The organism is Streptomyces sp. NPDC059002, from assembly GCF_042740435.1.
GTDB lineage: Bacteria > Actinomycetota > Actinomycetes > Streptomycetales > Streptomycetaceae > Streptomyces.
Window position 1 is genome coordinate 15,530 of sequence record NZ_JBHYJI010000026.1, and the last position, 23,948, is coordinate 39,477.

Annotated in this window: 20 protein-coding genes; 3 read left to right on the top strand and 17 right to left on the bottom strand. The window is 68.9% G+C overall.

The genetic code is table 11. The features are described 5' to 3' along the window. Nucleotides 1–7: 7 nt before the first annotated feature. Nucleotides 8–1,288, bottom strand: a complete 1,281-nt coding sequence (locus ACFWZ2_RS23205) for an ATP-grasp domain-containing protein (protein WP_384548540.1) — start codon at nt 1,286–1,288, stop codon at nt 8–10. 187 nt (nt 1,289–1,475) lie between these two features. Between ACFWZ2_RS23205 and fahA the strand changes: the two genes are divergently transcribed. Together fahA and ACFWZ2_RS23215 are read left to right on the top strand one after the other, a co-directional pair. Then, nucleotides 1,476–2,789 carry a fumarylacetoacetase gene (fahA, locus tag ACFWZ2_RS23210; protein WP_384548542.1) on the top strand — a complete coding sequence of 438 codons (1,314 nt, stop codon included), beginning with the start codon at nt 1,476–1,478 and terminating at the stop codon, nt 2,787–2,789. A gap of 175 nt (nt 2,790–2,964) precedes the next feature. Further along, nucleotides 2,965–3,573, top strand: a complete 609-nt coding sequence (locus ACFWZ2_RS23215; protein WP_384548544.1) for a Uma2 family endonuclease — start codon at nt 2,965–2,967, stop codon at nt 3,571–3,573. Nucleotides 3,574–3,631: 58 nt separating this feature from the next. On the opposite strand, the gene recQ is transcribed toward ACFWZ2_RS23215, so the two are convergent. From recQ to ACFWZ2_RS23290, 15 genes are all read right to left on the bottom strand, one after another. Next, the gene (recQ, locus tag ACFWZ2_RS23220; RefSeq protein WP_384548546.1) at nt 3,632–5,602 is read right to left on the bottom strand and encodes a DNA helicase RecQ; all 1,971 of its coding nucleotides are present in this window, start codon (nt 5,600–5,602) and stop codon (nt 3,632–3,634) included. Nucleotides 5,603–5,810: 208 nt separating this feature from the next. Beyond that, entirely contained in the window at nt 5,811–7,463 is a 1,653-nt protein-coding gene (nuoN, locus tag ACFWZ2_RS23225) for an NADH-quinone oxidoreductase subunit NuoN (protein ID WP_384548547.1), read from the bottom strand. Then, nucleotides 7,460–9,031, bottom strand: a complete 1,572-nt coding sequence (locus ACFWZ2_RS23230) for an NADH-quinone oxidoreductase subunit M (protein WP_384548550.1) — start codon at nt 9,029–9,031, stop codon at nt 7,460–7,462. The genes nuoN and ACFWZ2_RS23230 overlap by 4 nt, the downstream gene beginning before the upstream one ends. 5 nt (nt 9,032–9,036) lie before the next feature. After that, nucleotides 9,037–10,932 carry an NADH-quinone oxidoreductase subunit L gene (gene nuoL / locus ACFWZ2_RS23235; RefSeq protein WP_384548551.1) on the bottom strand — a complete coding sequence of 632 codons (1,896 nt, stop codon included), beginning with the start codon at nt 10,930–10,932 and terminating at the stop codon, nt 9,037–9,039. 21 nt (nt 10,933–10,953) lie between these two features. Continuing rightward, nucleotides 10,954–11,253: an NADH-quinone oxidoreductase subunit NuoK gene (nuoK, locus tag ACFWZ2_RS23240; RefSeq protein ID WP_055543692.1), complete on the bottom strand. Its 300-nt coding sequence runs from the start codon at nt 11,251–11,253 to the stop codon at nt 10,954–10,956. After that, nucleotides 11,250–12,089, bottom strand: a complete 840-nt coding sequence (locus tag ACFWZ2_RS23245; protein ID WP_384548553.1) for an NADH-quinone oxidoreductase subunit J — start codon at nt 12,087–12,089, stop codon at nt 11,250–11,252. The genes nuoK and ACFWZ2_RS23245 overlap by 4 nt, the downstream gene beginning before the upstream one ends. Continuing rightward, a complete protein-coding gene (gene nuoI, locus ACFWZ2_RS23250; protein WP_384548555.1) occupies nt 12,086–12,799 on the bottom strand; it encodes an NADH-quinone oxidoreductase subunit NuoI in 714 nt (237 codons plus the stop codon). Before nuoI ends, ACFWZ2_RS23245 begins: the two co-directional genes overlap by 4 nt. Then, a complete protein-coding gene (nuoH, locus tag ACFWZ2_RS23255) occupies nt 12,792–14,135 on the bottom strand; it encodes an NADH-quinone oxidoreductase subunit NuoH (protein ID WP_384548720.1) in 1,344 nt (447 codons plus the stop codon). The genes nuoI and nuoH overlap by 8 nt, the downstream gene beginning before the upstream one ends. Before the next feature lie 38 nt (nt 14,136–14,173). Beyond that, nucleotides 14,174–16,687 (bottom strand): NADH-quinone oxidoreductase subunit G, encoded by a 2,514-nt coding sequence (locus tag ACFWZ2_RS23260; protein ID WP_384548557.1) that lies wholly within the window; start codon nt 16,685–16,687, stop codon nt 14,174–14,176. After that, the gene (gene nuoF, locus ACFWZ2_RS23265) at nt 16,684–18,045 is read right to left on the bottom strand and encodes an NADH-quinone oxidoreductase subunit NuoF (protein ID WP_384548558.1); all 1,362 of its coding nucleotides are present in this window, start codon (nt 18,043–18,045) and stop codon (nt 16,684–16,686) included. The genes ACFWZ2_RS23260 and nuoF overlap by 4 nt, the downstream gene beginning before the upstream one ends. After that, nucleotides 18,045–18,818, bottom strand: coding sequence for an NADH-quinone oxidoreductase subunit NuoE (gene nuoE, locus ACFWZ2_RS23270; protein ID WP_384548560.1), 774 nt, complete (start codon nt 18,816–18,818; stop codon nt 18,045–18,047). The genes nuoF and nuoE overlap by 1 nt, the downstream gene beginning before the upstream one ends. Beyond that, on the bottom strand, nt 18,815–20,191 hold the full coding sequence (locus ACFWZ2_RS23275) for an NADH-quinone oxidoreductase subunit D (protein ID WP_384548562.1): 1,377 nt from the start codon (nt 20,189–20,191) through the stop codon (nt 18,815–18,817). Before ACFWZ2_RS23275 ends, nuoE begins: the two co-directional genes overlap by 4 nt. Then, a complete protein-coding gene (locus ACFWZ2_RS23280; protein WP_384548564.1) occupies nt 20,191–20,922 on the bottom strand; it encodes an NADH-quinone oxidoreductase subunit C in 732 nt (243 codons plus the stop codon). The genes ACFWZ2_RS23275 and ACFWZ2_RS23280 overlap by 1 nt, the downstream gene beginning before the upstream one ends. Beyond that, a complete protein-coding gene (locus ACFWZ2_RS23285) occupies nt 20,919–21,473 on the bottom strand; it encodes an NADH-quinone oxidoreductase subunit B family protein (RefSeq protein WP_031035164.1) in 555 nt (184 codons plus the stop codon). Before ACFWZ2_RS23285 ends, ACFWZ2_RS23280 begins: the two co-directional genes overlap by 4 nt. A gap of 21 nt (nt 21,474–21,494) precedes the next feature. After that, on the bottom strand, nt 21,495–21,854 hold the full coding sequence (locus ACFWZ2_RS23290) for an NADH-quinone oxidoreductase subunit A (protein ID WP_003992243.1): 360 nt from the start codon (nt 21,852–21,854) through the stop codon (nt 21,495–21,497). Between the two features lie 771 nt (nt 21,855–22,625). Between ACFWZ2_RS23290 and ACFWZ2_RS23295 the strand changes: the two genes are divergently transcribed. Beyond that, the gene (locus ACFWZ2_RS23295; RefSeq protein WP_384548566.1) at nt 22,626–23,450 is read left to right on the top strand and encodes a C40 family peptidase; all 825 of its coding nucleotides are present in this window, start codon (nt 22,626–22,628) and stop codon (nt 23,448–23,450) included. 101 nt (nt 23,451–23,551) lie between these two features. Here ACFWZ2_RS23295 and ACFWZ2_RS23300 read toward each other — a convergent pair whose 3' ends face one another. Beyond that, on the bottom strand, nt 23,552–23,881 hold the full coding sequence (locus ACFWZ2_RS23300) for a putative quinol monooxygenase (RefSeq protein ID WP_384548568.1): 330 nt from the start codon (nt 23,879–23,881) through the stop codon (nt 23,552–23,554). Nucleotides 23,882–23,948 lie beyond the last annotated feature (67 nt).

Below are 23,948 nucleotides of genomic sequence, written 5' to 3' on the forward strand. Positions count from 1 at the left end.
CGTGTGCCTACTTCGTGGTCGTACTGCCGCGGCGGTGCGTCCGCCACAGTTGATACAGATGCTTCGCCCCTGGCCGTACGAAACGGGCGAGCATCGTGAAGAACGGCTTCATGTCGTCCATGGCGAGCCACGCCAGTTCCGTGCCGCTCGCGCGGGTGGGCGCGTGCGGCGTGGTGTAACCACTGCGGCGGTAGGCGAGCAGGGCGGGGAGGTCGATGTTCTCCACGACGTACCGATGGCCGGCGCGCTGTTCCCCCTCCGGGACGGCACGCCCTGTCAGGTCAAGGTGCATCGCACGGATGACGTCTATCCCCGACTCGCTCTCGAAGAGCCGGAATTGGGCTCCCATGCGGGGGTTGAAGTCGAGCAGTTTGTACTGACCGTCGCGCCGGTCGAAGCGCAGGTCCAGGTCGATGACGCCGGTGAAGCCGATCTGCTTGATGAAACGCGCGGCGAGGTCGGCGAGTTCCGGGTTGTCGACGACGTACGCGTTCGCCGTCATGCCCGCGTGCGGCGGCCAGGAGCGGACCTTGACGCCCGTGAACATCGCGCGCGGCACCGAGTCCCCGTCGAAGTACGCGTGCACGATCCAGTCCTCCGCCTGCTCGCGCGGCAGATATTCCTGGAGTATCACGCCGGGCCGCTCTCCCCAGTCGCGGGCGAGCGTGAGGAGGCCCTCCGGAGTCTCTATGCGCGTCGTGCCGTTCACCGCGGGGCGTTTGCGCCGGGTGAACGCCTCGCGATTCTTGGCCACCACGGGGAAGCATGCCGTGGCGGCGAACTCCACTATGTCCGCCGTGCTTTCGGGGAACGACGCGGCGGGTGAGGTGATGCCGTGCTCCACGCACAGCTCGTGCAGGCCCTGCTTGCTCGCGAGGCGGCGGGGTAATTCCGCTTCCACGCGCGGGAAGAGGAATCCGCCGAATCCGGTGCCCGTCCCGGACAGCTCGTCCTGGTGCTCGGCTATCAGGACGGCCGCTTCCTCGTCGGTGGGGATGAGGACGGTCGGCCTGCCGATCCTGCGCCCGATCCGGAGGAGCCCCTCGACCAGCCGTTCCGGCTCTTCGGTGCCGGTGGTCGGCCAGGGGAAGGCCCGCGTCAGATGGCGGGAGACGGCGGCGGGCGTATAGCGGTCCTCCGTGATCGCGTACATGGGCACGCCGAGCCTGCCGAGGCTGCGAATCGCTCCCACACCGCCGTGGTGCAGTGGGTAGTTGCCGAACTTCACGATCAGTCCGGGAACGTTCCGGTCCGGTGTGGGTCGCGCGCTGCTGCTCGTCCTGGCCACGGGTCCCCCCACGTATGCCCCCTACCGACCCGGATCCACCCCGTCCGCGTCCCCCAAAGGACGCTAAGCCGGAATTGACCACTCCAGCAAGGCTTATTCGGACATTGCGAACTCTTTAGGCACTGCCGCAACAGGGGCTGCACACGTAACGTGTGGCACACCCCTATGGAAAGCGAGGCAGGTACGCATGTCCGAGCAGACCCCGCTCGACCCGGCCGCCGAAGACTCCCGCGGCGCGACCGACGGTGCCCCCTTCGGCCTGCCCGAGGGCGACCCCTTCGGCCTCCCTGAGGGCGACCCCTTCGGACCGCACAACCTCCCCTACGGCGTCTTCTCCCTCGCCGGAGAAGGGGACGAACAACGCAGGGTCGGGGTACGGCTCGGCTCGTACGTCCTGGACGCGGGCGCCGCAGCCGCCGCGCTCGGCTCCCCCTACGGGTCGCTGCTCGCCCGGCCGACCCTGAACCCGCTGCTCGCCGCGGGCCGCACGGCCTGGTCCGACGTGCGGCGCGCCCTGACGGCGTGGGTGACCGTCCCGGCCCACCGCGATGTCGTACGCCCCCTGCTGCACCCCCTCTCCGAAGTGACGCTGCACCTCCCCTTCGAGGTCGCGGACTACGTCGACTTCTACGCGTCGGAGCACCACGCGACCCACCTGGGCCAGATCTTCCGGCCCGACGCGCCGAGCCCGCTGACCCCCAACTGGAAGCATCTGCCCATCGGTTACCACGGCCGGTCCGGCACCGTTGTGGTCTCAGGAACGGAGGTGGTACGTCCGACGGGTCAGCGCAAGACGCCCGCCGACACCGCCCCCGTCTTCGGGCCCTCGGTCCGGCTCGACATCGAGGCGGAGGTCGGCTTCGTCGTCGGCGCGCCCTCGACGCACGGAACGCCCGTCCCGCTCACGGACTTCCGGGAGCACGTCTTCGGACTGTGCCTCCTCAACGACTGGTCGGCACGCGACATCCAGGCCTGGGAGTACGTCCCGCTCGGCCCGTTCCTCGGCAAGTCCTTCGCCACCTCGGTGTCCGCGTGGATCACCCCGCTGGAGGCGCTGGACGCGGCCCGGGTCGCGCCCCCGGAGCGCACGCACCAGCTGCTGCCCTACCTGGACGACACCGCGGAGCCGGTCGCGGACGAGCCCGGCGGCTACGACCTGCGCATCACCGTGACCCTCAACGGCCAGGTCATCTCCGAGCCGCCGTTCTCCAGCGTGTACTGGACCGCCGCGCAGCAGCTGGCGCACATGACGGTCAACGGCGCGTCCCTGCGCACCGGTGACCTGTACGGCTCGGGCACGGTCAGCGGCCCCTCCGCCGGGCAGTACGGCTCCCTGATCGAGATCACCTGGAACGGCCGCGACCCCCTCGAACTCCCCGACGGCAAGCGCACGTTCCTCGAAGACGGCGACGAGGTCACCCTCTCGGCATGGGCACCGGGCCCGGACGGGACGAAGGTGGGCCTGGGCGAGGTGACGGGGCGGATCTCGGCTGCGCGGTGACTCCGGGCGAGGGCGGTGCGGGCGGTGCGGAGAGTGCTGGACGGCACGTGACCTCGCCGGACGCACCCTCTCGGGTCAAGGCTCCGACACTCGTTCACACGTGCGTGGGCACCTTTGCGGGTTCCTCCTCGATACGCTGGACAACCCGGTGAGACTCCACCCCATGGGAGCACTGATGAGCGTCGAACCCGAGGCTTCCGGGCCTACGTGGCCGGTCCCGCCCAAGGGTGGCTGGACGGCCGACGACCTGGACCGGCTTCCGAATCTGCCTCCGCACACGGAGCTGATCGACGGGAGCCTTGTCTTCGTGAGTCCGCAGACCATCTTTCATTCGCGAGCGGTCAGTTTCTTCGAGCGACACCTTGAAGAAGCTGCCTCCGAAGGCCTCGAAGTCCTACGCGAATTCACCATCGATATCGACCAACAGAACAGGCCCGAGCCCGACGTCATCGTCGTGCCCTCTGAGGAGATCCTGGACCCCGGACAGACACGCGTCCCCGCAGAAACCGTAGTGCTGGCCATCGAGGTCGTCTCCCCCGATTCCGAGGCCCGCGACCGGGAGGCCAAGCCTCTCAAGTACGCCAAAGCAGGGATCCGCCACTACTGGCGCGTGGAGAACGACAAGGGCCGCGCGGTGGTCTACGTCTTCGAACTCGAACCCGCGACGCGCACTTACGCGCCCACCGGCATCTTCCACGACGACCTCAAGGTGACCGTCCCCTTCACCATCGAACTCGACCTCACCGCAATCACCGCCCGGCGCTCTGCGCCCAAGGCGCCGTAGACAGGCCGTCCTGGTCGGCTCCGGTGCCCTCCGGAGCCGACCTGCAGCCAAGCCCGCCCTACCAGTCCGGCTCCTCATCCCCCCAGTCCGGCTCCACCTCATCGCTCAACGGCAGCTCCGCCCCGGCGGAAGAGGCACCGCCAGGCGCCCCGCCGGTGAACTCGGCCATGACCCCGACCACCCCCTCGCCATACGTCGCCCGCTTCTTCTCGCCCACGCCGCTGATGCCCGCGAGGTCCGCCACGGACGTGGGCCGCAGCGTGGCGATCTCCCTCAGCGTGGCGTCGTGGAAGATGACGTACGCCGGGACGCCCTGCTCCTTGGCCTGGGCGCCGCGCCAGGCGCGCAGGGCCTCGAAGACCGGCACCGCCTCCTGGGGCAGCTCGGCGACCGCGGCCGCCGACTTCGCCTTGCGCTCACCCTTGGACGCGCGCGCCGCCGGGGCCCGCTTCGGCTCCTTGCGCAGGCGCACCTCGCGCTCCCGGCCGAGGACGGTGCCGCTCGTCTCGGTGAGCACCAGCGTGCCGTACTCCCCCTCGACCGCGATCAAACCCTGGGCCAGCAACTGCCGGACCACGCCGCGCCATTCGGCCTCCGCGAGCTCCTCGCCGATGCCGAAGACGGAGAGCTGGTCGTGGTCGAACTGGATGACCTTGGCGGTCCGCTTGCCGAGGAGGATGTCGATGATCTGGCCCGTGCCGAACTTCTGGCCGCGCTCGCGCTGGAGCCGGACGACCGTGGAGAGCACCTTCTGGGCCGCCACCGTGCCGTCCCAGGTCTCGGGCGGGGTGAGGCAGGTGTCGCAGTTGCCGCAGGTCTCCGCGCCCGCTTCCTGACCGAAGTAGGTGAGGAGCTGGGCCCGGCGGCACTGGGCGGTCTCGCACAGCGCCAGCATCGAGTCGAGATGCGCGGCGGCCCTGCGCCGGAACGCCTCGTCGCCCTCGCCGCCCTGGATCAGCTTGCGCTGCTGGACGACGTCCTGCAGGCCGTACGCCATCCAGGCCGTGGAGGGCAGGCCGTCGCGGCCCGCGCGGCCCGTCTCCTGGTAGTAGCCCTCGACGGACTTCGGCAGGTCGAGGTGGGCGACGAAGCGGACGTCCGGCTTGTCGATGCCCATGCCGAAGGCGATCGTGGCGCAGACGACGAGGCCCTCCTCCCGCAGGAAGCGGGACTGGTGGGCCGCGCGCGTGCCGCCGTCCAGGCCCGCGTGGTACGGGACGGCCTCGATGCCGTTCTTGCAGAGGAACTCGGCGGTCTTCTCGACCGAGTTCCGCGAGAGGCAGTAGACGATGCCCGCGTCGCCCGCGTGCTCCTCCTTCAGGAAGGACAGGAGCTGCTTCTTCGGCTCGGCCTTCGGCACGATGCGGTACTGGATGTTGGGCCGGTCGAAGCTCGCCACGAAGTGCTTGGCGTCGGGCATGCCGAGGCGCTGGGTGATCTCCCGGTGCGTGGCGTGCGTGGCCGTGGCCGTGAGCGCGATGCGGGGCACGTCGGGCCAGCGCTGCCCGAGCACGGAGAGCGCCAGATAGTCGGGCCGGAAGTCGTGGCCCCACTGCGCGACGCAGTGCGCCTCGTCGATCGCGAAGACGGAGATCTTGCCCCGCGACAGCAGGTCGAGGGTGGCGTCGAGGCGCAGCCGCTCCGGAGCGAGGTAGAGCACGTCGAGCTCGCCCGCGAGGAACTCCGCCTCCATCACGCGCCGCTCGTCGAAGTCCTGCGTGGAGTTGATGAACCCGGCCCGGACGCCGAGCGCCCGCAGCGCGTCCACCTGGTCCTGCATCAGCGCGATGAGCGGGGAGACCACGACTCCCGTGCCCGGTCTGACCAGGGCCGGGATCTGGTAGCAGAGGGACTTGCCGCCACCGGTGGGCATGAGGACGACGGCGTCCCCGCCGCCCACCACATGCTCGATGATCCCTTCCTGCTCGCCGCGGAAGGCGTCGTACCCGAAGACGCGATGGAGCGTCCGCAGCGCGTCGCTCTCCGTCACCGATCCCGCCACCGGGTCCGGTGCCGTCACCTCGCTCATGCCACTGATCCCATCCATCGCCCTGTCCCCCGTCGTACCGGTCGTCCCCGTCGCACGTCCTGCCCCGACCACTGCCTCCACGATAGGGCTCCGCACCGACAGTCCGGAAAGTTATCCACAGGCTGCACCCCCACATGCCCCTCCCACACGCCACCGCCCGGCACCCCAGTCGAACAGGGTGCCGGGCGGCGACGCGGGAACGGGCGGGCTACCGGACGAAGACTCCCGCCTGCCCCGCCAGGTCCAGGAAGTACTGCGGGGCCACACCGAGCACCAGCGTCACCGCGACGCCGACGCCGATCGCCGTCATCGTCAGCGGCGAGGGCACCGCGACCGTGGGGCCGTCCGCCTTCGGCTCGCTGAAGAACATCAGCACGATCACGCGGATGTAGAAGAACGCGGCGATCGCCGACGACAGCACACCGACCACGACGAGCGCGCCCGCACCGCCCTCGGCCGCCGCCTTGAAGACCGCGAACTTCCCGGAGAACCCGGAGGTCAGCGGGATGCCGGCGAAGGCGAGCAGGAAGACCGCGAAGACCGCGGCGACCAGCGGGGACCTGCGTCCAAGACCCGCCCACTTGGACAGATGCGTGGCCTCGCCGCCCGCGTCCCGCACCAGCGTGACGACGGCGAAGGCGCCGATCGTCACGAAGGAGTAGGCGCCCAGATAGAAGAGGACGGAGGAGACGCCCTCCGGGGTGGTCGCGATGACACCCGCGAGGATGAACCCGGCGTGCGCGATCGAGGAGTACGCGAGGAGCCGCTTGATGTCGGTCTGGGTGATCGCGACGATCGCGCCGCCCAGCATCGTGATGATCGCGACGCCCCACATGACGGGCCGCCAGTCCCAGCGCAGGCCCGGCAGGACCACGTAGAGGAGCCGGAGGAGCGCACCGAACGCGGCCACCTTCGTCGCCGCCGCCATGAAGCCGGTGACCGGCGTCGGGGCGCCCTGGTACACGTCCGGGGTCCACATGTGGAAGGGCACCGCGCCCACCTTGAAGAGCAGCCCCATCACGACCATCGCGACGCCGATGAGGAGCAGCGCGTCATTGCCCATGGTGTCGGCGAGCGCCGGGTCCACGGTCTTGACGTTGCCCTCGACGACGTTCGCGAGCGTCGCGTACGAGACCGAGCCCGCGTACCCGTAGAGCAGCGCGATGCCGAAGAGCGTGAACGCCGAGGCGAAGGCGCCGAGCAGGAAGTACTTGACGGCGGCTTCCTGCGACATCAGGCGCTTGCGGCGGGCGAGCGCGCAGAGCAGGTAGAGCGGCAGGGAGAAGACTTCCAGCGCGATGAAGAGCGTCAGGAGGTCGTTGGCCGCGGGGAAGACGAGCATGCCGCCGATGGCGAAGAGCGCCAGCGGGAACACCTCGGTGGTGGTGAACCCGGCCTTCGTGGCGGCCTGTTCGCCCTCGCTGCCCGGCACGGCGCCGGCCTGCGCCACGAAGGAGTCGACGCGATTGCCGTGCGCCACCGGGTCGAGGCGGCGTTCGGCGAAGGTGAAGATCGCGACGAGCCCGGCGAGCAGGATCGTGCCCTGCAGGAAGAGCGCGGGGCCGTCGACGGCGATCGCGCCCATCGCCGCGATGTGCGCCTTCGTCGTACCGAATCCGCGGGCGGCGAGCCCGACGACCGCGGCGAAGGCGGCGCAGAGCGCGACCACGGAGACGAACAGCTGGGCGTAGTAACGGGACTTGCGCGGGACGAAGGCTTCGATGAGCACTCCGATGACGGCCGCGCCGATGACGATCAACGTCGGCGACAGCTGCCCATACTCGATCTTGGGCGCGTCGATCTTGTCGATCGGATCGGCCGCCGCCATTGTCCACAGGCTGTGGACGGCTGATGCGCTCACTTGGCCGCCTCCACCTCGGGCTCGGGATCCTTCTTCTGTACGTCGGACATCGTGTGCTTGACCGCCGGGTTCACCAGCTCGGTGAGCGGCTTCGGGTAGACGCCGAGGCCGATCAGGAGCGCGATCAGCGGGGCGACGACGACCAGTTCCCGCACCCGCAGGTCCGGCATGGCCGAGACCTCCGCCTTCACGGGGCCCGTCATCGTCCGCTGGTAGAGGACGAGAGTGTAGAGCGCGGCGAGCACAATGCCGACCGTCGCGATGATCCCGACCACCGGATAGCGCGCGAACGCGCCGACCAGGACGAGGAATTCACTCACGAACGGCGCGAGCCCGGGCAGCGAGAGGGTCGCGAGGCCGCCGACCAGGAAGGTGCCCGCGAGCACCGGGGCCACCTTCTGCACCCCTCCGTAGTCGGCGATGAGCCGCGAGCCGCGCCGCGAGATCAGGAAGCCCGCCACCAGCATCAGCGCGGCGGTCGAGATGCCGTGGTTGACCATGTAGAGCGTCGCGCCGGACTGGCCCTGCGAGGTCATCGCGAAGATGCCGAGGATGATGAAGCCGAAGTGCGAGATCGACGCGTACGCCACCAGGCGCTTGATGTCGCGCTGGCCGACCGCGAGCAGCGCTCCGTAGATGATGCTGATCAGGGCCAGTACGAGGATGACCGGCGTCGCCCACTTGCTCGCCTCGGGGAAGAGCCCGAGGCAGAACCGCAGCATCGCGAACGTGCCGACCTTGTCCACGACGGCCGTGATCAGTACGGCGACCGGGGCGGTGGACTCCCCCATCGCGTTCGGCAGCCAGGTGTGCAGCGGCCACAGCGGCGCCTTCACCGCGAAGGCGAAGAAGAAGCCGAGGAAGAGCAGCCGCTCGGTGTTGGTGGCCATGTCCAGCGTGCCGTTGGCGCGGGCCTCGGCGATCTCCTGGAGCGAGAAGTTCCCCGCCACCACGTAGAGCCCGATGACCGCGGCCAGCATGATCAGGCCGCCGACGAGGTTGTAGAGCAGGAACTTCACGGCCGCGTACGAGCGTTGGGCCGCCGCGTTCTCGTCGCTGCCCGCGTGGGCGCGGTCTCCGAAGCCGCCGATGAGGAAGTACATCGGGATGAGCATGGCTTCGAAGAAGATGTAGAAGAGGAAGACGTCGGTCGCCTCGAAGGAGATGATCACCATCGCCTCGACGGCCAGGATCAGGGCGAAGAAGCCCTGGGTCGGCCGCCAGCGCGACGACTTCGTTTCCAGGGGGTCGGCGTCGTGCCAGCCCGCCAGGATGATGAAGGGGATCAGGAGCGCGGTGAGCGCGATGAGGGCGACACCGATGCCGTCGACGCCGAGCTCGTACCGCACCCCGAAGTCCGCGATCCAGGAGCGGGATTCGGTGAGTTGATAGCGGGCGCCGTCCGGGTCGAACCGCACGAGAACGGTCACGGCCAGCGCGAGCGTCGCGAGCGAGACGAGCAGCGCGAGCCACTTGGCGGCGCTCCGCCGGGCGGCGGGCACGGCCGCCGTGGCGATCGCGCCGACCGCGGGCAGGGCCGCCGTCGCTGTCAGGAGAGGAAAGGACATCGGTATCAGACCGCCCTCATCAGCAGGGTCGCGGCGATGAGTACCGCAGCGCCGCCGAACATCGAGACCGCGTAGGAGCGGGCGTAGCCGTTCTGCAGTTTGCGCAGCCGCCCGGAGAGCCCGCCGACCGAGGCCGCGGTGCCGTTGACGACCCCGTCGACCAGGGTGTGGTCGACGTAGACCAGGGAGCGCGTGAGGTGCTCGCCGCCGCGCACCAGGACGACGTGGTTGAAGTCGTCCTGAAGGAGGTCGCGGCGGGCGGCCCGGGTGAGCAGCGAGCCGCGCGGGGCGGTGACGGGGACGGGCCTGCGCCCGTACTGGAGGTAGGCGAGGGCGACACCGATGACGAGGACCACCATGGTGGCGCCCGTGACCGTGGTGGCACTCAGCGGCGAGTCGCCGTGGTCGTGGTGGGTGACCGGCTCCAGCCAGTGCATGAAGCGGTCGCCGATGCTGAAGAAGCCACCCGCGAAGACCGACCCGAAGGCGAGCAGGATCATCGGGATCGTCATGGACTTGGGCGACTCGTGGGGGTGCGGCTCGTTGCCCTCCTCATCGGGCTGCCAGCGCTTCTCTCCGAAGAAGGTCAACAGCATCACGCGCGTCATGTAGTACGCGGTGATGGCCGCGCCCAGGAGCGCCACCGAGCCGAGGATCCAGCCCTCCGTGCCGCCCTTGGCGAACGCGGCCTCGATGATCTTGTCCTTGGAGAAGAAGCCGGAGAGCCCCGGGAAGCCGATGATCGCGAGATAGCCGAGCCCGAAGGTCACGAAGGTGACCGGCATGTACTTCCTGAGGCCGCCGTACTTCCGCATGTCGACCTCGTCGTTCATGCCGTGCATGACCGATCCGGCGCCGAGGAAGAGCCCGGCCTTGAAGAAGCCGTGCGTCACCAGGTGCATGATCGCGAAGACATAGCCGATGGGGCCGAGGCCCGCGGCCAGGATCATGTAGCCGATCTGGGACATCGTCGACCCGGCGAGGGCCTTCTTGATGTCGTCCTTCGCGCAACCGACGATCGCACCGAACAGGAGCGTGACCGCGCCGACCACCGTGACGGCCAACTGGGCGTCCGGTGCCGCGTTGAAGATCTCGCCGGAGCGGACGATCAGATACACGCCCGCGGTCACCATCGTCGCCGCGTGGATCAGGGCCGAGACCGGGGTCGGGCCCTCCATCGCGTCACCGAGCCAGGACTGCAGCGGCACCTGCGCGGACTTGCCGCACGCGGCGAGCAGCAGCATCAGGCCGATGGCGGTGAGCTTGCCCTCGCCGGTCTCACCCGTGGACTCCAGGACGGGCCCGAAGGCGAACGTCCCGAAGGTGGTGAACATCAGCATGATGGCGATCGAGAGGCCCATGTCGCCGACCCGGTTGACCAGGAAGGCCTTCTTCGCGGCGGTGGCCGCGCTGGGCTTGTGCTGCCAGAAGCCGATCAGGAGGTACGAGGCGAGGCCGACGCCCTCCCAACCGACGTACAGGAGCAGGTAGTTGTCGGCGAGGACCAGGAGGAGCATCGCCGCGAGGAACAGGTTCAGGTAGCCGAAGAAGCGGCGGCGCCGCTCGTCGTGCTCCATGTACCCGATCGAGTAGATGTGGATCAGGGTGCCCACACCGGAGATCAGCAGGACGAACGTCATCGACAGCTGGTCGAGCTGGAAGGCGACGTCCGCCTGGAAGCCCTCCACGGGGATCCAGCTGAACAGGTGCTGCGACAGCGAGCGCTCCTCGGCGCCCTTGCCCAGCATGTCGGTGAACAGCACGACGGCTACGACGAAGGAGGCGGCCGCGAGCAGCGTGCCGAGCCAGTGGCCCACGCGGTCCAACGCCCGCCCACCGCACAGCAGTACGGCCGCTCCGAGCAGAGGCGCCGCGACGAGCAGCGCAATCAGGTTCTCCATATTCACGGTTCCTGCGACCCCTTACAGCTTCATCAGGCTGGCGTCGTCGACCGAGGCCGAGTGGCGGGAACGGAACAGCGACACGATGATCGCGAGCCCGACCACGACCTCCGCGGCGGCGACGACCATCGTGAAGAAGGCGATGATCTGGCCGTCGAGGTTGCCGTGCATGCGGGAGAACGTGACGAACGCGAGGTTGCAGGCATTGAGCATGAGCTCGATGCACATGAACACCACGATCGCGTTCCGCCTGATGAGCACGCCGGTCGCGCCGATCGCGAACAACAGGGCGGAGAGATACAGGTAGTTGACCGGGTTCACTTCGACGCCTCCTCGGTCCGCCCGATGTCGGTCCTGCGCAGGTCGGGCCGCTCGAGACGATCGGTGGAACGCTGCTCGAGCGCCCGCAGGTCCTCGAGCGCCTCGTCGGACACGTCGCGGATCTGGCCGCGCTCACGCAGGGTCTTGTTGACCGTGAGCTCCGAGGGGGTGCCGTCGGGGAGCAGGCCCGCGATGTCCACCGCGTTGTGCCGTGCGTAGACGCCCGGGGCGGGCAGCGGCGGCAGGTGCTTGCCCTCGCGCACGCGCTCCTCGGCCCGCTCGCGCTGGGTCTTGGCGCGCTCCGTGCGCTCGCGGTGGGTCATCACCATCGCGCCGACCGTCGCCGTGATGAGCAGGGCGCCGGTGATCTCGAAGGCGAAGACGTACTGGGTGAAGATGAGGGACGCGAGGCCCTCCACATTGCCCCCGGCGTTCGCCTTGCCGAGGCCGTTGAACTCCTTCACCGAGGCGTTCCCGATGCCCGCGAAGAGCAGCACCGCGAAGCCGAGCCCGCACAGGAGGGCCAGCCAGCGCTGGCCCTTGATGGTCTCCTTCAGGGAGTCGGCGGCGGTGACGCCGACGAGCATGACCACGAAGAGGAAGAGCATCATGATCGCGCCCGTGTAGACGACGATCTGGACGATGCCCAGGAAGTACGCGCCGTTGGCGAGGTAGAAGACCGCCAGGATGATCATGGTCCCGGCCAGGCAGAGCGCGCTGTGCACGGCCTTCTTCATGAGGATGGTGCACAGGGCGCCGATCACCGCGACCGTGCCGAGCACCCAGAACTGGAAGGCCTCGCCGGTGGAGGTGGAGTAGGCGGCGATCTGCGTCATCGGCCGATCACCTTCTCCGACGCCGGTTCGGAGTCCCCGAAGTCCGCTGCGGCCTCCTGCGGCGTCTCCCCCTTGGAGAGGGCGACTTGGGGAACCGTCCCCGGCGCCGCCTCGGTCACGAGCCCCCGGTAGTAGTCCTGCTCGTCCATGCCGGGGAAGATCGAGTGCGGGCTGTCGACCATGCCCTCGTCGAGCCCGGCGAGCAGCTGCTCCTTGGTGTAGATGAGGCTCTCGCGGCTGCTGTCGGCCAGCTCGAACTCGTTCGTCATCGTCAACGCGCGCGTGGGGCACGCCTCGATGCACAGTCCGCACAGGATGCAGCGGGCGTAGTTGATCTGGTAGACGCGGCCGTACCGCTCACCGGGTGAGTAGCGCTCCTCCTCGGTGTTGTCCGCGCCCTCCACATAGATGGCGTCCGCGGGACAGGCCCAGGCGCAGAGCTCACAGCCGACGCACTTCTCCAGGCCGTCCGGATGGCGGTTGAGCTGGTGCCGGCCGTGGAACCGGGGAGCTGTGGTCTTCTGCTGCTCCGGATACTGCTCGGTCAGCCGCTTCTTGAACATGGCCTTGAAGGTCACGCCGAAGCCCGCCACGGGGTTCTGGAACCCCTGCTTCGATTGATTCGACTGGTTCGGGTCAGCCGACTGCTGCGGCTGCGCCGGCAGCTTCGACTTGCCCGACCGGGCCGGCTGGTTCGACTGCTCAGCCATCGGACGCCTCCTTTCCGTCATTGCTGGTTCCGTCACTTTGAGTATCGGGGCCACCACTGACAATCAACTCCCGCTCCTGGCGCGAGCGTCGGCGTGGCACGGGTGGCAGGCTCTGGCCGGGCAGCGGTGGCACGGGGAAGCCGCCCGCCATCGGGTCGAAGGCGACCGGCGCCTCCTTCTCGGCGAGCTCCGCCTCACCCTTCTCGCGCTTGTCGCGGAAGATGTCGACGACCACGGAGAGCAAAAGGAGTGCGATGACCCCGCCGCCCACATAGAGCGCGATCGAGGTGAAGTCGTAGTCCTCGTTCCGCATCGCCCTGACCGTGGCCACGAGCATCAGCCAGACCACCGAGATCGGGATCAGGACCTTCCAGCCGAGCTTCATCAGCTGGTCGTAGCGCACGCGTGGCAGCGTGCCGCGCAGCCAGATGAAGAAGAACAGCAGCAACTGGACCTTGATGACGAACCAGAGCATCGGCCACCAGCCGTGGTTCGCGCCCTCCCAGAAGGTGCTGACCGGGTACGGGGCCCGCCAGCCGCCCAGGAAGAGCGTGACCGAGACCGCCGAGACGGTGACCATGTTGACGTACTCGGCGAGCATGAACAGCGCGAACTTGATGGAGGAGTACTCGGTGTTGAAGCCACCGACGAGGTCGCCCTCGGACTCCGGCATGTCGAACGGCGCGCGGTTGGTCTCACCGATCATCGTCACGATGTAGATCAGGAACGAGACGGGAAGCAGCAGCACGTACCAGCGGTCGGCCTGCGCCTCCACGATCGCCGAGGTCGACATCGACCCGGAGTAGAGGAAGACGGAGGCGAAGGCCGCGCCCATCGCGATCTCGTACGAGATCATCTGCGCGCAGGACCGCAAGCCCCCGAGCAGCGGATACGTCGATCCGGAGCTCCAGCCCGCGAGCACGATGCCGTAGATGCCGACGGAGGCGACCGCGAGGATGTAGAGCATCGCGATCGGCAGGTCCGTGAGCTGCATCGTGGTGCGCTGGCCGAAGATCGAGATCTCGTTGCCCGCGGGCCCGAAGGGGATCACGGCGATCGCCATGAAGGCCGGGATCGCGGCGACGACCGGGGCAAGGATGTAGACCACCTTGTCCGCGCGCTTGACGATCAGGTCTTCCTTCAGCATCAGCTTGATGCCGTCCGCGAGGGACTGCAGCATGCCCCAGGGACCGTGCCGGTTGGGGCCGATGCGCAGCTGCATCCAGGCGACGACCTTGCGCTCCCACACGATGGAGAAGAGGACCGTCAGCATCAGGAACGCGAAGCAGAAGACCGCCTTGAGGGCGATCAGCCACCAGGGGTCGCGGCCGAACATGGACAGGTCTTCCGCCGCAAGCGGCACCACAGTGTGCGTCACGACGTCACCTCCGGGGCCTCAGAGGGCTCCGGCAGGACCGCCGGGCCGATGCGGACGAGGTCGCCGGGGCGCGCCCCGGTGTCCGAAGTGACGCCTCCCCCGGCCGAGTTCAGCGGCAGCCAGACCACGCGGTCGGGCATCTCCGTGACCTGGAGCGGCAGTTCGGTCGTCCCTGCCGGGCCGCTCACGGCGAGGGTGTCGCCGTCCTTGACGCCCGCCTCGGCGGCCGTGGCGGCCGACACGCGCGCGTGGGCCGCGTGCCGCGTCCCGGCGAGCGCGTCGTCGCCGTCCTGGAGGCGGCCCCGGTCGAGCAGCAGCCGGTGTCCCGCGAGCACGGCCTCTCCGGCAGCGGGCCGCGGCGGCTGGGACCCCGTCTCCAGGGGTTCCGTGGCATGCGGCCCGTCCCAGCCGCCGAGCCGGTCCAGCTCGCGCCGGGTGGTCAGCAGGTCGGGCAGGCCGAGGTGGATGTCGCCCGCGTCGGCCAGCATGTGCAGCACGCGTGCGTCGGTCGGCGCCAGCCTGCGCGTCATCTGGTCCGGCTTGAGCGCGGCGTCGAACATCCGCGCCCTGCCCTCCCAGTTGAGGAAGGTGCCCGGCTTCTCCGCGACCGCGGCCACGGGAAGCACCACATCGGCGTGGTCCGTGACCTCGCTGGGCCGCAGCTCCAGGGAGACCAGGAAGCCGACCTCTTGGAGCGCCTCACGCGCGCGTGCCGGGTCGGGCAGGTCGGCGACCTCGACGCCCGCCACGAGGAGAGCGCTGAGTTCACCGGTCGCGGCGGCCTCGACGATCTGGCCGGTGTCCCGGCCGTAGCGGTGCGGGAGTTCGGCGACGCCCCAGGCGGCCGCGACCTCGTCCCGCGCGCGCGGGTCGGTGGCCGGGCGCCCGCCGGGCAGCAGCGAAGGCAGCGCGCCCACCTCGATGGCGGCCCGCTCCCCCGCCCTGCGCGGAATCCACACCAGCTGCGCGCCGGTGGCGGAGGAGGCCCGCACCGCGGCGGTGAGCGCGCCGGGCACGGCCGCGAGGCGCTCGCCGACGACGATGACCGACCCTGAAGCACGCAGCGCCTCGGCGGCCTCGGTGCCGTCCTCCGCGAGGCCCACCCCGGCGGCGAGTGCGTCGAGCCACTCCGTCTCGGTGCCGGGAGCCGCGGGCAGCAGCGTGCCGCCCGCCTTCTCCAGGCCGCGGGTCGCGAATGTCGCGAGGGAGAAGGTGCGTTGGCCGTGCTTGCGCCAGGCCTTGCGCAGCCTCAGGAAGACGCCGGGCGCCTCCTCCTCGGACTCGAATCCGGCGAGCAGGACGGCGGGCGCCTTCTCCAGGGCGGCGTACGTGACGCCGGTCCCGTCGAGGTCCCTGCCCCGCCCCGCGACGCGCGCCGCGAGGAAGTCGGCCTCCTCGCTGCTGTGCACGCGCGCGCGGAAGTCGATGTCGTTCGTGTCGAGGGCCACGCGCGCGTACTTGCTGTACGCGTAGGCGTCCTCCACGGTGAGGCGGCCGCCCGTCAGCACACCGGCACGCCCACGCGCGGCGGCGAGACCGCGCGCGGCCGCCTCCAGTGCCTCGGGCCAACTGGCGGGCTCCAGTTCACCCGTCGCCGCATTGCGCACGAGCGGCGTGGTGAGCCGGTCGGGCTTCTGCGCGTACCGGAAGCCGAAGCGTCCCTTGTCGCAGATCCACTCCTCGTTGACCTCGGGGTCGTCCTGCGCGAGGCGCCGCATGACCTTGCCGCGCCGGTGGTCCGTGCGGGTCGCGCAGCCGCCCGAGCAGTGCTCGCACACGCTCGGCGACGAGACGAGGTCGAAGGGGCGCGAGCGGAAGCGATACGCCGCCGAGGTGAGCGCGCCGACCGGGCAGATCTGGATGGTGTTCCCGGAGAAGTACGACTCGAAGGGGTCGCCCTCGCCCGTGCCGACCTGCTGGAGCGCGCCGCGCTCGATCAGCTCGATCATCGGGTCGCCCGCGATCTGGTTGGAGAAGCGGGTGCAGCGCGCACAGAGCACGCACCGCTCGCGGTCGAGCAGGACCTGGGTGGAGATCGGCACCGGCTTCTCGTACGTCCGCTTCTTGCCCTCGAAGCGGGTGTCCGGGTCGCCGACCTGCATCGCCTGGTTCTGCAGCGGGCACTCGCCGCCCTTGTCGCAGACCGGGCAGTCCAGCGGGTGGTTGATGAGGAGCAGCTCCATCACACCGCGCTGCGACTTCTCCGCGACGGGCGAGGTCAGCTGCGACTTCACGACCATGCCGTCCGTGCACGTGATCGTGCAGGACGCCATCGGCTTGCGCTGGCCCTCCACCTCGACGATGCACTGGCGGCAGGCGCCGGCCGGGTCGAGGAGCGGGTGGTCGCAGAACCGGGGGATCTCGATGCCGAGCAGTTCGGCGGCGCGGATCACCAGGGTCCCCTTGGGGACGCTGATGGCGATGCCGTCGATGGTCAGCGAGACCAGGTCTTCGGGCGGGACCGCCGCCTCCCCGCCCCCGGAGGGAGCGCTATTGGTGGTCACTGTCATGCGTTCACCTCCGTGGTGTGGCCGGTCCTGTCGGCCCAGAGCGTCGACTTGGCCGGGTCGAAGGGGCAGCCCTTGCCGGTGATGTGCTGCTCGTACTCCTCGCGGAAGTACTTCAGCGAGGAGAAGATCGGCGAGGCGGCGCCGTCGCCGAGGGCGCAGAAGGACTTGCCGTTGATGTTGTCGGCGATGTCGTTCAGCTTGTCGAGGTCGGCCATGACGCCCTTGCCCGCCTCGATGTCGCGGAGCAACTGCACCAGCCAGTACGTCCCTTCGCGGCAGGGTGTGCACTTGCCGCAGGACTCATGGGCGTAGAACTCGGTCCAGCGGGTCACGGCCCGCACGACGCAGGTCGTCTCGTCGAAGCACTGCAGCGCCTTGGTGCCGAGCATGGATCCGGCGGCGCCCACACCCTCGTAATCAAGGGGTACGTCGAGGTGCTCGTCGGTGAACATCGGGGTCGAAGAGCCGCCGGGCGTCCAGAACTTGAGCCGGTGCCCGGCCCGCATGCCGCCGCTCATGTCGAGCAGCTGGCGCAGGGTGATGCCGAGCGGCGCCTCGTACTGGCCGGGGTTGGTGACGTGCCCGCTCAGCGAATAGAGCGTGAAGCCCGGGGACTTCTCGCTCCCCATCGACTTGAACCAGTCTTTTCCGCGATTGAGGATCGCGGGAACGGATGCGATGGACTCGACGTTGTTCACGACAGTGGGGCATGCGTAAAGGCCCGCGACCGCAGGGAAAGGGGGACGCAGTCGCGGTTGGCCTCGACGGCCTTCGAGCGAGTCGAGCAGCGCGGTCTCCTCACCGCAGATGTACGCGCCCGCGCCCGCGTGCACGGTGAGTTCGAGGTCGAGTCCGCTGCCCAGGACGTCCTTGCCGAGGTAGCCCGCCGCATAGGCCTCGCGGACGGCCTCGTGCAGCCTGCGCAGCACGGGGACGACCTCGCCCCGCAGATAGATGAAGGCATGCGACGAACGGATCGCGTAGCACGCGATCACGATCCCCTCGATGAGGGAATGCGGGTTCGCGAAGAGGAGCGGGATGTCCTTGCAGGTCCCCGGCTCCGACTCGTCGGCGTTGACAACTAGATAGTGCGGCTTGCCGTCGCCCTGCGGAATGAACTGCCACTTCATTCCGGTGGGGAAGCCCGCGCCGCCCCTGCCCCGCAGGCCCGCGTCCTTCACGTACGCGATGAGGTCGTCCGGGTCCATGGCGAGGGCCTTGCGCAGCCCCTCGTACCCCTCGTGGCGGCGGTAGGTCTCGAGCGTCCAGGACTTCTCCTCGTCCCAGAAGGCCGAAAGGACCGGCGCGAGCAGCTTCTCGGGGCTGGTCTCGTTGTTGATCTCGGCTGCCACAGTCATCACTCCCCCTCCTCGGTGCCCGCGTCAGAAGGCGACTCATCGCGCGGGTGGACGACCCGCGCCTGGGCCGACTCGCCCTTGGCCAGGCGCAGTCCGATCAGCGAGGCGGGGCCCGCGCCGCCGCTCGCCTCGACGGCGCCGGGCCGCTCGTCGGGGAAGCCGGCCAGGATCCGGGCGGTCTCCTTGTACGTGCAGATCGGCGCCCCGCGCGTGGGCTCGACCGGCACGCCCGCGCGCAGGTCGTCGACGAGGCGCTTGGCGGACTCGGGGGTCTGGTTGTCGAAGAACTCCCAATTGACCATCACCACGGGGGCGAAGTCGCAGGCGGCGTTGCACTCGATGTGCTCAAGCGTGATCTTGCCGTCCTCGGTCGTCTCGTCGTTGCCGACGCCGAGGTGCTGCTTGAGCTCGTCGAAGATCGCGTCGCCGCCCATCACCGCGCACAACGTGTTGGTGCAGACGCCGACCTGGTAGTCGCCGGACGGCTTGCGCCGGTACATGGTGTAGAAGGTCGCGACGGCGGTGACCTCGGCCGTGGTCAGGCCGAGCACATCGGCACAGAACTGCATGCCCGTGCGCGTGACGTGCCCTTCCTCGGACTGCACGAGATGCAGCAGGGGCAGGAGCGCGGACCGCGACCCCGGGTAGCGGGCGATGATCTCCTTGGCGTCCGCCTCCAGCCTGGCCCGTACGTCGGCCGGGTAGTCGGGGGCGGGGAGTTGGGGCATGCCCAGGCTGACGCCCGTGCCCTGCTCGGAAGGAGTGGTGGTCACCGGTCGACGCCTCCCATCACGGGGTCGATGGACGCGACGGCGACGATGACGTCGGCGACCTGGCCGCCCTCGCACATCGCCGCCATGGCCTGCAGATTGGTGAAGGACGGGTCGCGGAAGTGGACCCGGTAGGGGCGGGTGCCCCCGTCGGAGACGACATGCACGCCGAGTTCGCCCTTGGGCGACTCGACCGCTGCGTACGCCTGTCCCGCCGGGACCCGGAAGCCCTCGGTCACCAGCTTGAAGTGGTGGATCAGGGCCTCCATGGAGGTGCCCATGATCTTCTTGATGTGGTCGAGCGAGTTGCCCAACCCGTCCGGGCCGAGTGCCAGTTGGGCGGGCCAGGCGATCTTCTTGTCCTCGACCATGACCGGCCCGGGGGCGAGCCGGTCCAGGCACTGCTCGACGATCCGCAGCGACTGCCGCATCTCTTCCAGGCGGATCAGGAAGCGCCCGTAGGAGTCGCAGGTGTCGGCGGTCGGGACGTCGAAGTCGTAGGTCTCGTAGCCGCAGTAGGGCTGCGTCTTGCGCAGGTCGTGCGGCAGGCCCGCGGAGCGCAGGACCGGGCCGGTGGCGCCGAGCGCCATGCAGCCGGACAGGTCGAGATAGCCGACGTCCTGCATGCGGGCCTTGAAGATGGGGTTCCCGGTGGCGAGCTTGTCGTACTCCGGGAGGTTCTTCTTCATCTTCTTCACGAACTCGCGGATCTGGTCCACCGCGCCCGGGGGCAGGTCCTGGGCGAGTCCGCCGGGCCGGATGTACGCGTGGTTCATCCGCAGGCCGGTGATCAACTCATAGATGTCGAGAATGAGTTCACGATCACGGAAGCCGTAGATCATGATCGTGGTCGCGCCGAGCTCCATGCCGCCGGTGGCGATGCACACCAGGTGCGAGGAGAGCCGGTTGAGCTCCATGAGGAGCACGCGGATGATCGAGGCGCGGTCCGGGATCTGGTCCTCGATGCCGAGGAGCTTCTCGACGCCGAGGCAGTACGCCGTCTCGTTGAAGAACGGCGTCAGATAGTCCATGCGCGTGACGAACGTCGTGCCCTGCGTCCACGTGCGGTATTCGAGGTTCTTCTCGATGCCCGTGTGCAGATAGCCGATGCCGCAGCGGGCCTCGGTGACGGTCTCGCCCTCGATCTCCAGGATCAGCCGGAGCACGCCGTGCGTGGACGGGTGCTGGGGGCCCATGTTGACGATGATGCGCTCGTCGTCGGCCCTGGCCGCGGACTGGACGACCTCGTCCCAGTCGCCGCCGGTGACCGTATATACGGTCCCCTCGGTCGTCTCGCGGGCATCGGAAAGGTGCGTCCCGGAGGGACTCGGTGAGGGGCGGTGGCCGGGAGACGGGTGGGCGTGTGAAGTGCTCATCAGCTGTACGACCTCCGCTGGTCCGGAGCCGGGATCTGGGCGCCCTTGTACTCGACGGGGATGCCGCCGAGGGGGTAGTCCTTGCGCTGCGGGAAGCCCTGCCAGTCGTCCGGCATCATGATCCGCGTGAGCGCCGGGTGGCCGTCGAAGATCAGGCCGAAGAAGTCGTACGTCTCGCGCTCGTGCCAGTCGTTCGTGGGATAGACCGCGACCAGCGAGGGGACGTGCGGATCGGCGTCGGGGGCACTGACCTCGAGCCGGATGAGGCGGTTGTGGGTGAGCGAGCGCAGGTGGTAGACGGCGTGCAGCTCGCGGCCCTTGTCGCCGAGGAAGTGCACACCGCTCACTCCGGTGCAGAGCTCGAAGCGCAGGGCGGGGTCGTCGCGCAGCGTCTGGGCGACGCGGACGAGGTGCTCGCGCGCGATGTGGAAGGTGAGCTCGCCGCGGTCGACGACCGTCTTCTCGATCGCGTTCTCCGGGACGAGGCCCTGCTCTTCCAGGGCCCCTTCCAGTTCGTCCGCGACCTCGTCGAACCAGCCGCCGTAGGGGCGCGAGGAGGCCCCGGGCAGCGTGACGGTCCGCACGAGGCCGCCGTAGCCGGAGGTGTCGCCGCCGTTGTCGGCGCCGAACATGCCCCTGCGTACGCCGATGACCTCACCGGACTCGCCGCGCGGGGCGGGTACTCCGTTGCCGTTCAGGTGCTCGTCGTGCGAGTCGTGCGCGTCGCTCACCGCAGCAGCCCCTTCATCTCGATGGTGGGGAGCGCCTTGAGGGCCGCCTCCTCCGCCTCACGGGCCGCTTCTTCCGCGTTCACGCCGAGCTTGGAGCCCTGGATCTTCTGGTGGAGCTTGAGAATCGCGTCCATCAGCATCTCGGGGCGCGGCGGGCAACCGGGCAAATAGATGTCAACTGGGACAACATGGTCTACACCTTGAACAATCGCGTAATTGTTGAACATCCCGCCCGATGAGGCGCAAACCCCCATGGAAATGACCCACTTGGGGTTGGGCATCTGGTCATAGACCTGCCGCAGCACCGGCGCCATCTTCTGGCTCACCCGGCCCGCCACGATCATCAGGTCCGCCTGGCGCGGTGAACCGCGGAAGACCTCCATGCCGAAGCGCGCCAGGTCGTACCGCCCCGCGCCCGTCGTCATCATCTCGATGGCGCAGCACGCGAGGCCGAACGTGGCAGGGAAGACGGATGACTTGCGCACCCAGCCCGCGGCTTGTTCGACGGTGGTCAGCAGAAAACCGCTCGGCAGTTTCTCTTCGAGTCCCATGCTCTTTGGCCCCTCAGACCTTTAGTCCCATTCCAGGCCGCCGCGCCGCCATACGTACGCGTACGCGACGAAGACGGTGAGCACGAAGAGCAGCATCTCCACGAGCCCGAAAATCCCCAGGGCGTCGAAGGTGACGGCCCAGGGGTAGAGGAAGACGATCTCGATGTCGAAGACGATGAAGAGCATCGCCGTCAGGTAGTACTTGATGGGGAATCGCCCACCACCGGCCGGCGTCGGCGTCGGCTCGATGCCGCATTCGTAGGCCTCGAGCTTTGCGCGGTTGTACCGCTTTGGACCGATAAGCGTGGCCATGACCACGGAGAAGATCGCAAAGCCTGCCCCGAGGGCTCCCAGCACGAGGATGGGCGCATAGGCGTTCACGCTCCTCGCTCCTCTCAGTCGGCACTGACTGTTGGCGGTTGCGTCGGACCCGAGCCCTGAATCCCATCGAAGATCGCTTACATGTGAAGCAGGTCACAAGCCCAACTGCCCCGCATCTTATGCCCGGGGGTCTGTGATCTGCGACACGGGGTACGGCAACGGCTTTGTGATCTCCACCACCTGACGAAGGATCATGAAGTCGGATGAGCGGTGATCTTCGTACGCGAAGCGCCTGAGTGATCACTAGAGGTGACAACTTGACGCGTTGCCCCTGGTCGAGGGCGTGCCGCACTATCAAGACATGGCACCCGCAAGCAAATTGGCGCTGGACGCGAGCGCTTGATAGAGGAGCCGCGTTCACACTTTGGCGGGAGAGATGTGGACGGGTGTGGACGCGTGCACCGATTCACGAGCGGACGAGGCGCCGCCCTCCGCCGGTGAAACTCCGGCCCAAAACTCCGGGAGATCTCAGGGAGGTCTCAGCGAGATCTCAGGGAGACCCCCGAGAGGGTCACGGTGTGACCTGTGCCACAGAGCCTCTCGCGCCGAATAAACCGGGCTTGGCCAACGGGCTCAACGGGTGGTAGACCGAGGGCAATTCGGACGTATCGCAGAAAACCCATGATCACAGGCGTGATCGGCGCTGTCCGCATTGCCCGTTACGGCGTCAATAAAGAGCGACACGCCCGGGATTCGGCCGCGCGACGCGCAACTGTGGCGCAGCACACGTTTCTTGAAGGGAACCGTGAGTCCCTGATAGCGGTTGTTCTCATGTCCCACACCGCTCACATACCCAGCCACCGGAAGCCCCGTCGCAGCGCCTCTAAGATCGCGCTGCGCGCCGGAGTTGCCGGTGGCGTCCTCAGCACCCTGGCAGTGGCCGCGGCGGCCGGTACGGCGAACGCGGCCGAGCCGGTGACCGAGACCATCGAGATGCCCACGCTCACCGCCGATCTGACCGCTCAGATCGCGCAGTCGGCCGACGCCACCCAGCAGGCCGCCGACTCCTACGAGTCGCGCGCCGAGCGGGACGCCGCCGCCACCAAGGCCGCCAAGCAGGCCAAGGAAGACCAGGCGCAGGCCGAGAAGAAGGCCGAGGCGAAGCGCAAGGCGGAGGCCGCCGCCAAGAAGAAGGCGGAGCAGGAGCGCGCCTCGCGGTCCGCCGAGCGCACGAACCTCTCCACGCAGTCGTCCGGTGGCGGCTCCTCCGCGAGCTCCTCCGACTCGGTCGCCCCGGCCAGCGGCAGCGTCGGCTCGGTCATCAGCTTCCTCAAGGCGCAGCTCGGCGACGCCTACGTGATGGGTGCCTCGGGCCCGAACGCCTGGGACTGCTCCAGCCTCGTGCAGGCCGCGTTCAAGCAGGCCGGCGTGGACCTCCCGCGCGTCTCGCAGGACCAGTCGACGATGGGCACCGAGGTCGGCACCTCGAACCTCCAGGTCGGCGACATCCTCTACTGGGGCGGCAAGGGCTCCGCGTACCACGTCGGTGTGTACATCGGTAACGGCCAGTACCTGGACGCCGCCAACCCCGGCAAGGGCGTTGTCATCCAGGACCTGTCGGGTTACCCGGCCTCGGGCGCCGTGCGCGTCCTCTGACGGCCTCTTAGAGACACGACCGAGGGCCGGAACCCCCCAGTGGGGTTCCGGCCCTCGGCATGCCCTGAGACGTACGCTCAGCCGTTCTTCGGGACGTAGGCTCAGCCGTTCTTCGGCGAGAGCTCGGCCATCCGCGACCAACCGGCGCCCTCGATCTCGGTGTTCACGATCTCCGGGACGGAGGCGATCGCCTCGGCCATCGTCTCCAGGCCGGCCTTGAAGTGGTCGGACCCGACGTGCACGGCGCCCGCGTCCCCGTCGGCGAAGGCCTCGAGGAGCACGAACTGGTTGGGGTCGTCGACGGAGCGGGACCACTCGAAGAAGAGGTTGCCCGGCTCCGCGCGCGTGGCGGCGGTGAATGCGGCGGTCCGCTCGATCCAGCTGTCGCTGTGCTCGGGGCGGACGGTGAACTTGACGGCGATGAAAATCATCCGACCACCCTGCCTCGGAACCGGCGGGCGGGGCAAACCGGGCGCCCGGGGACATACCCCAGGCGCC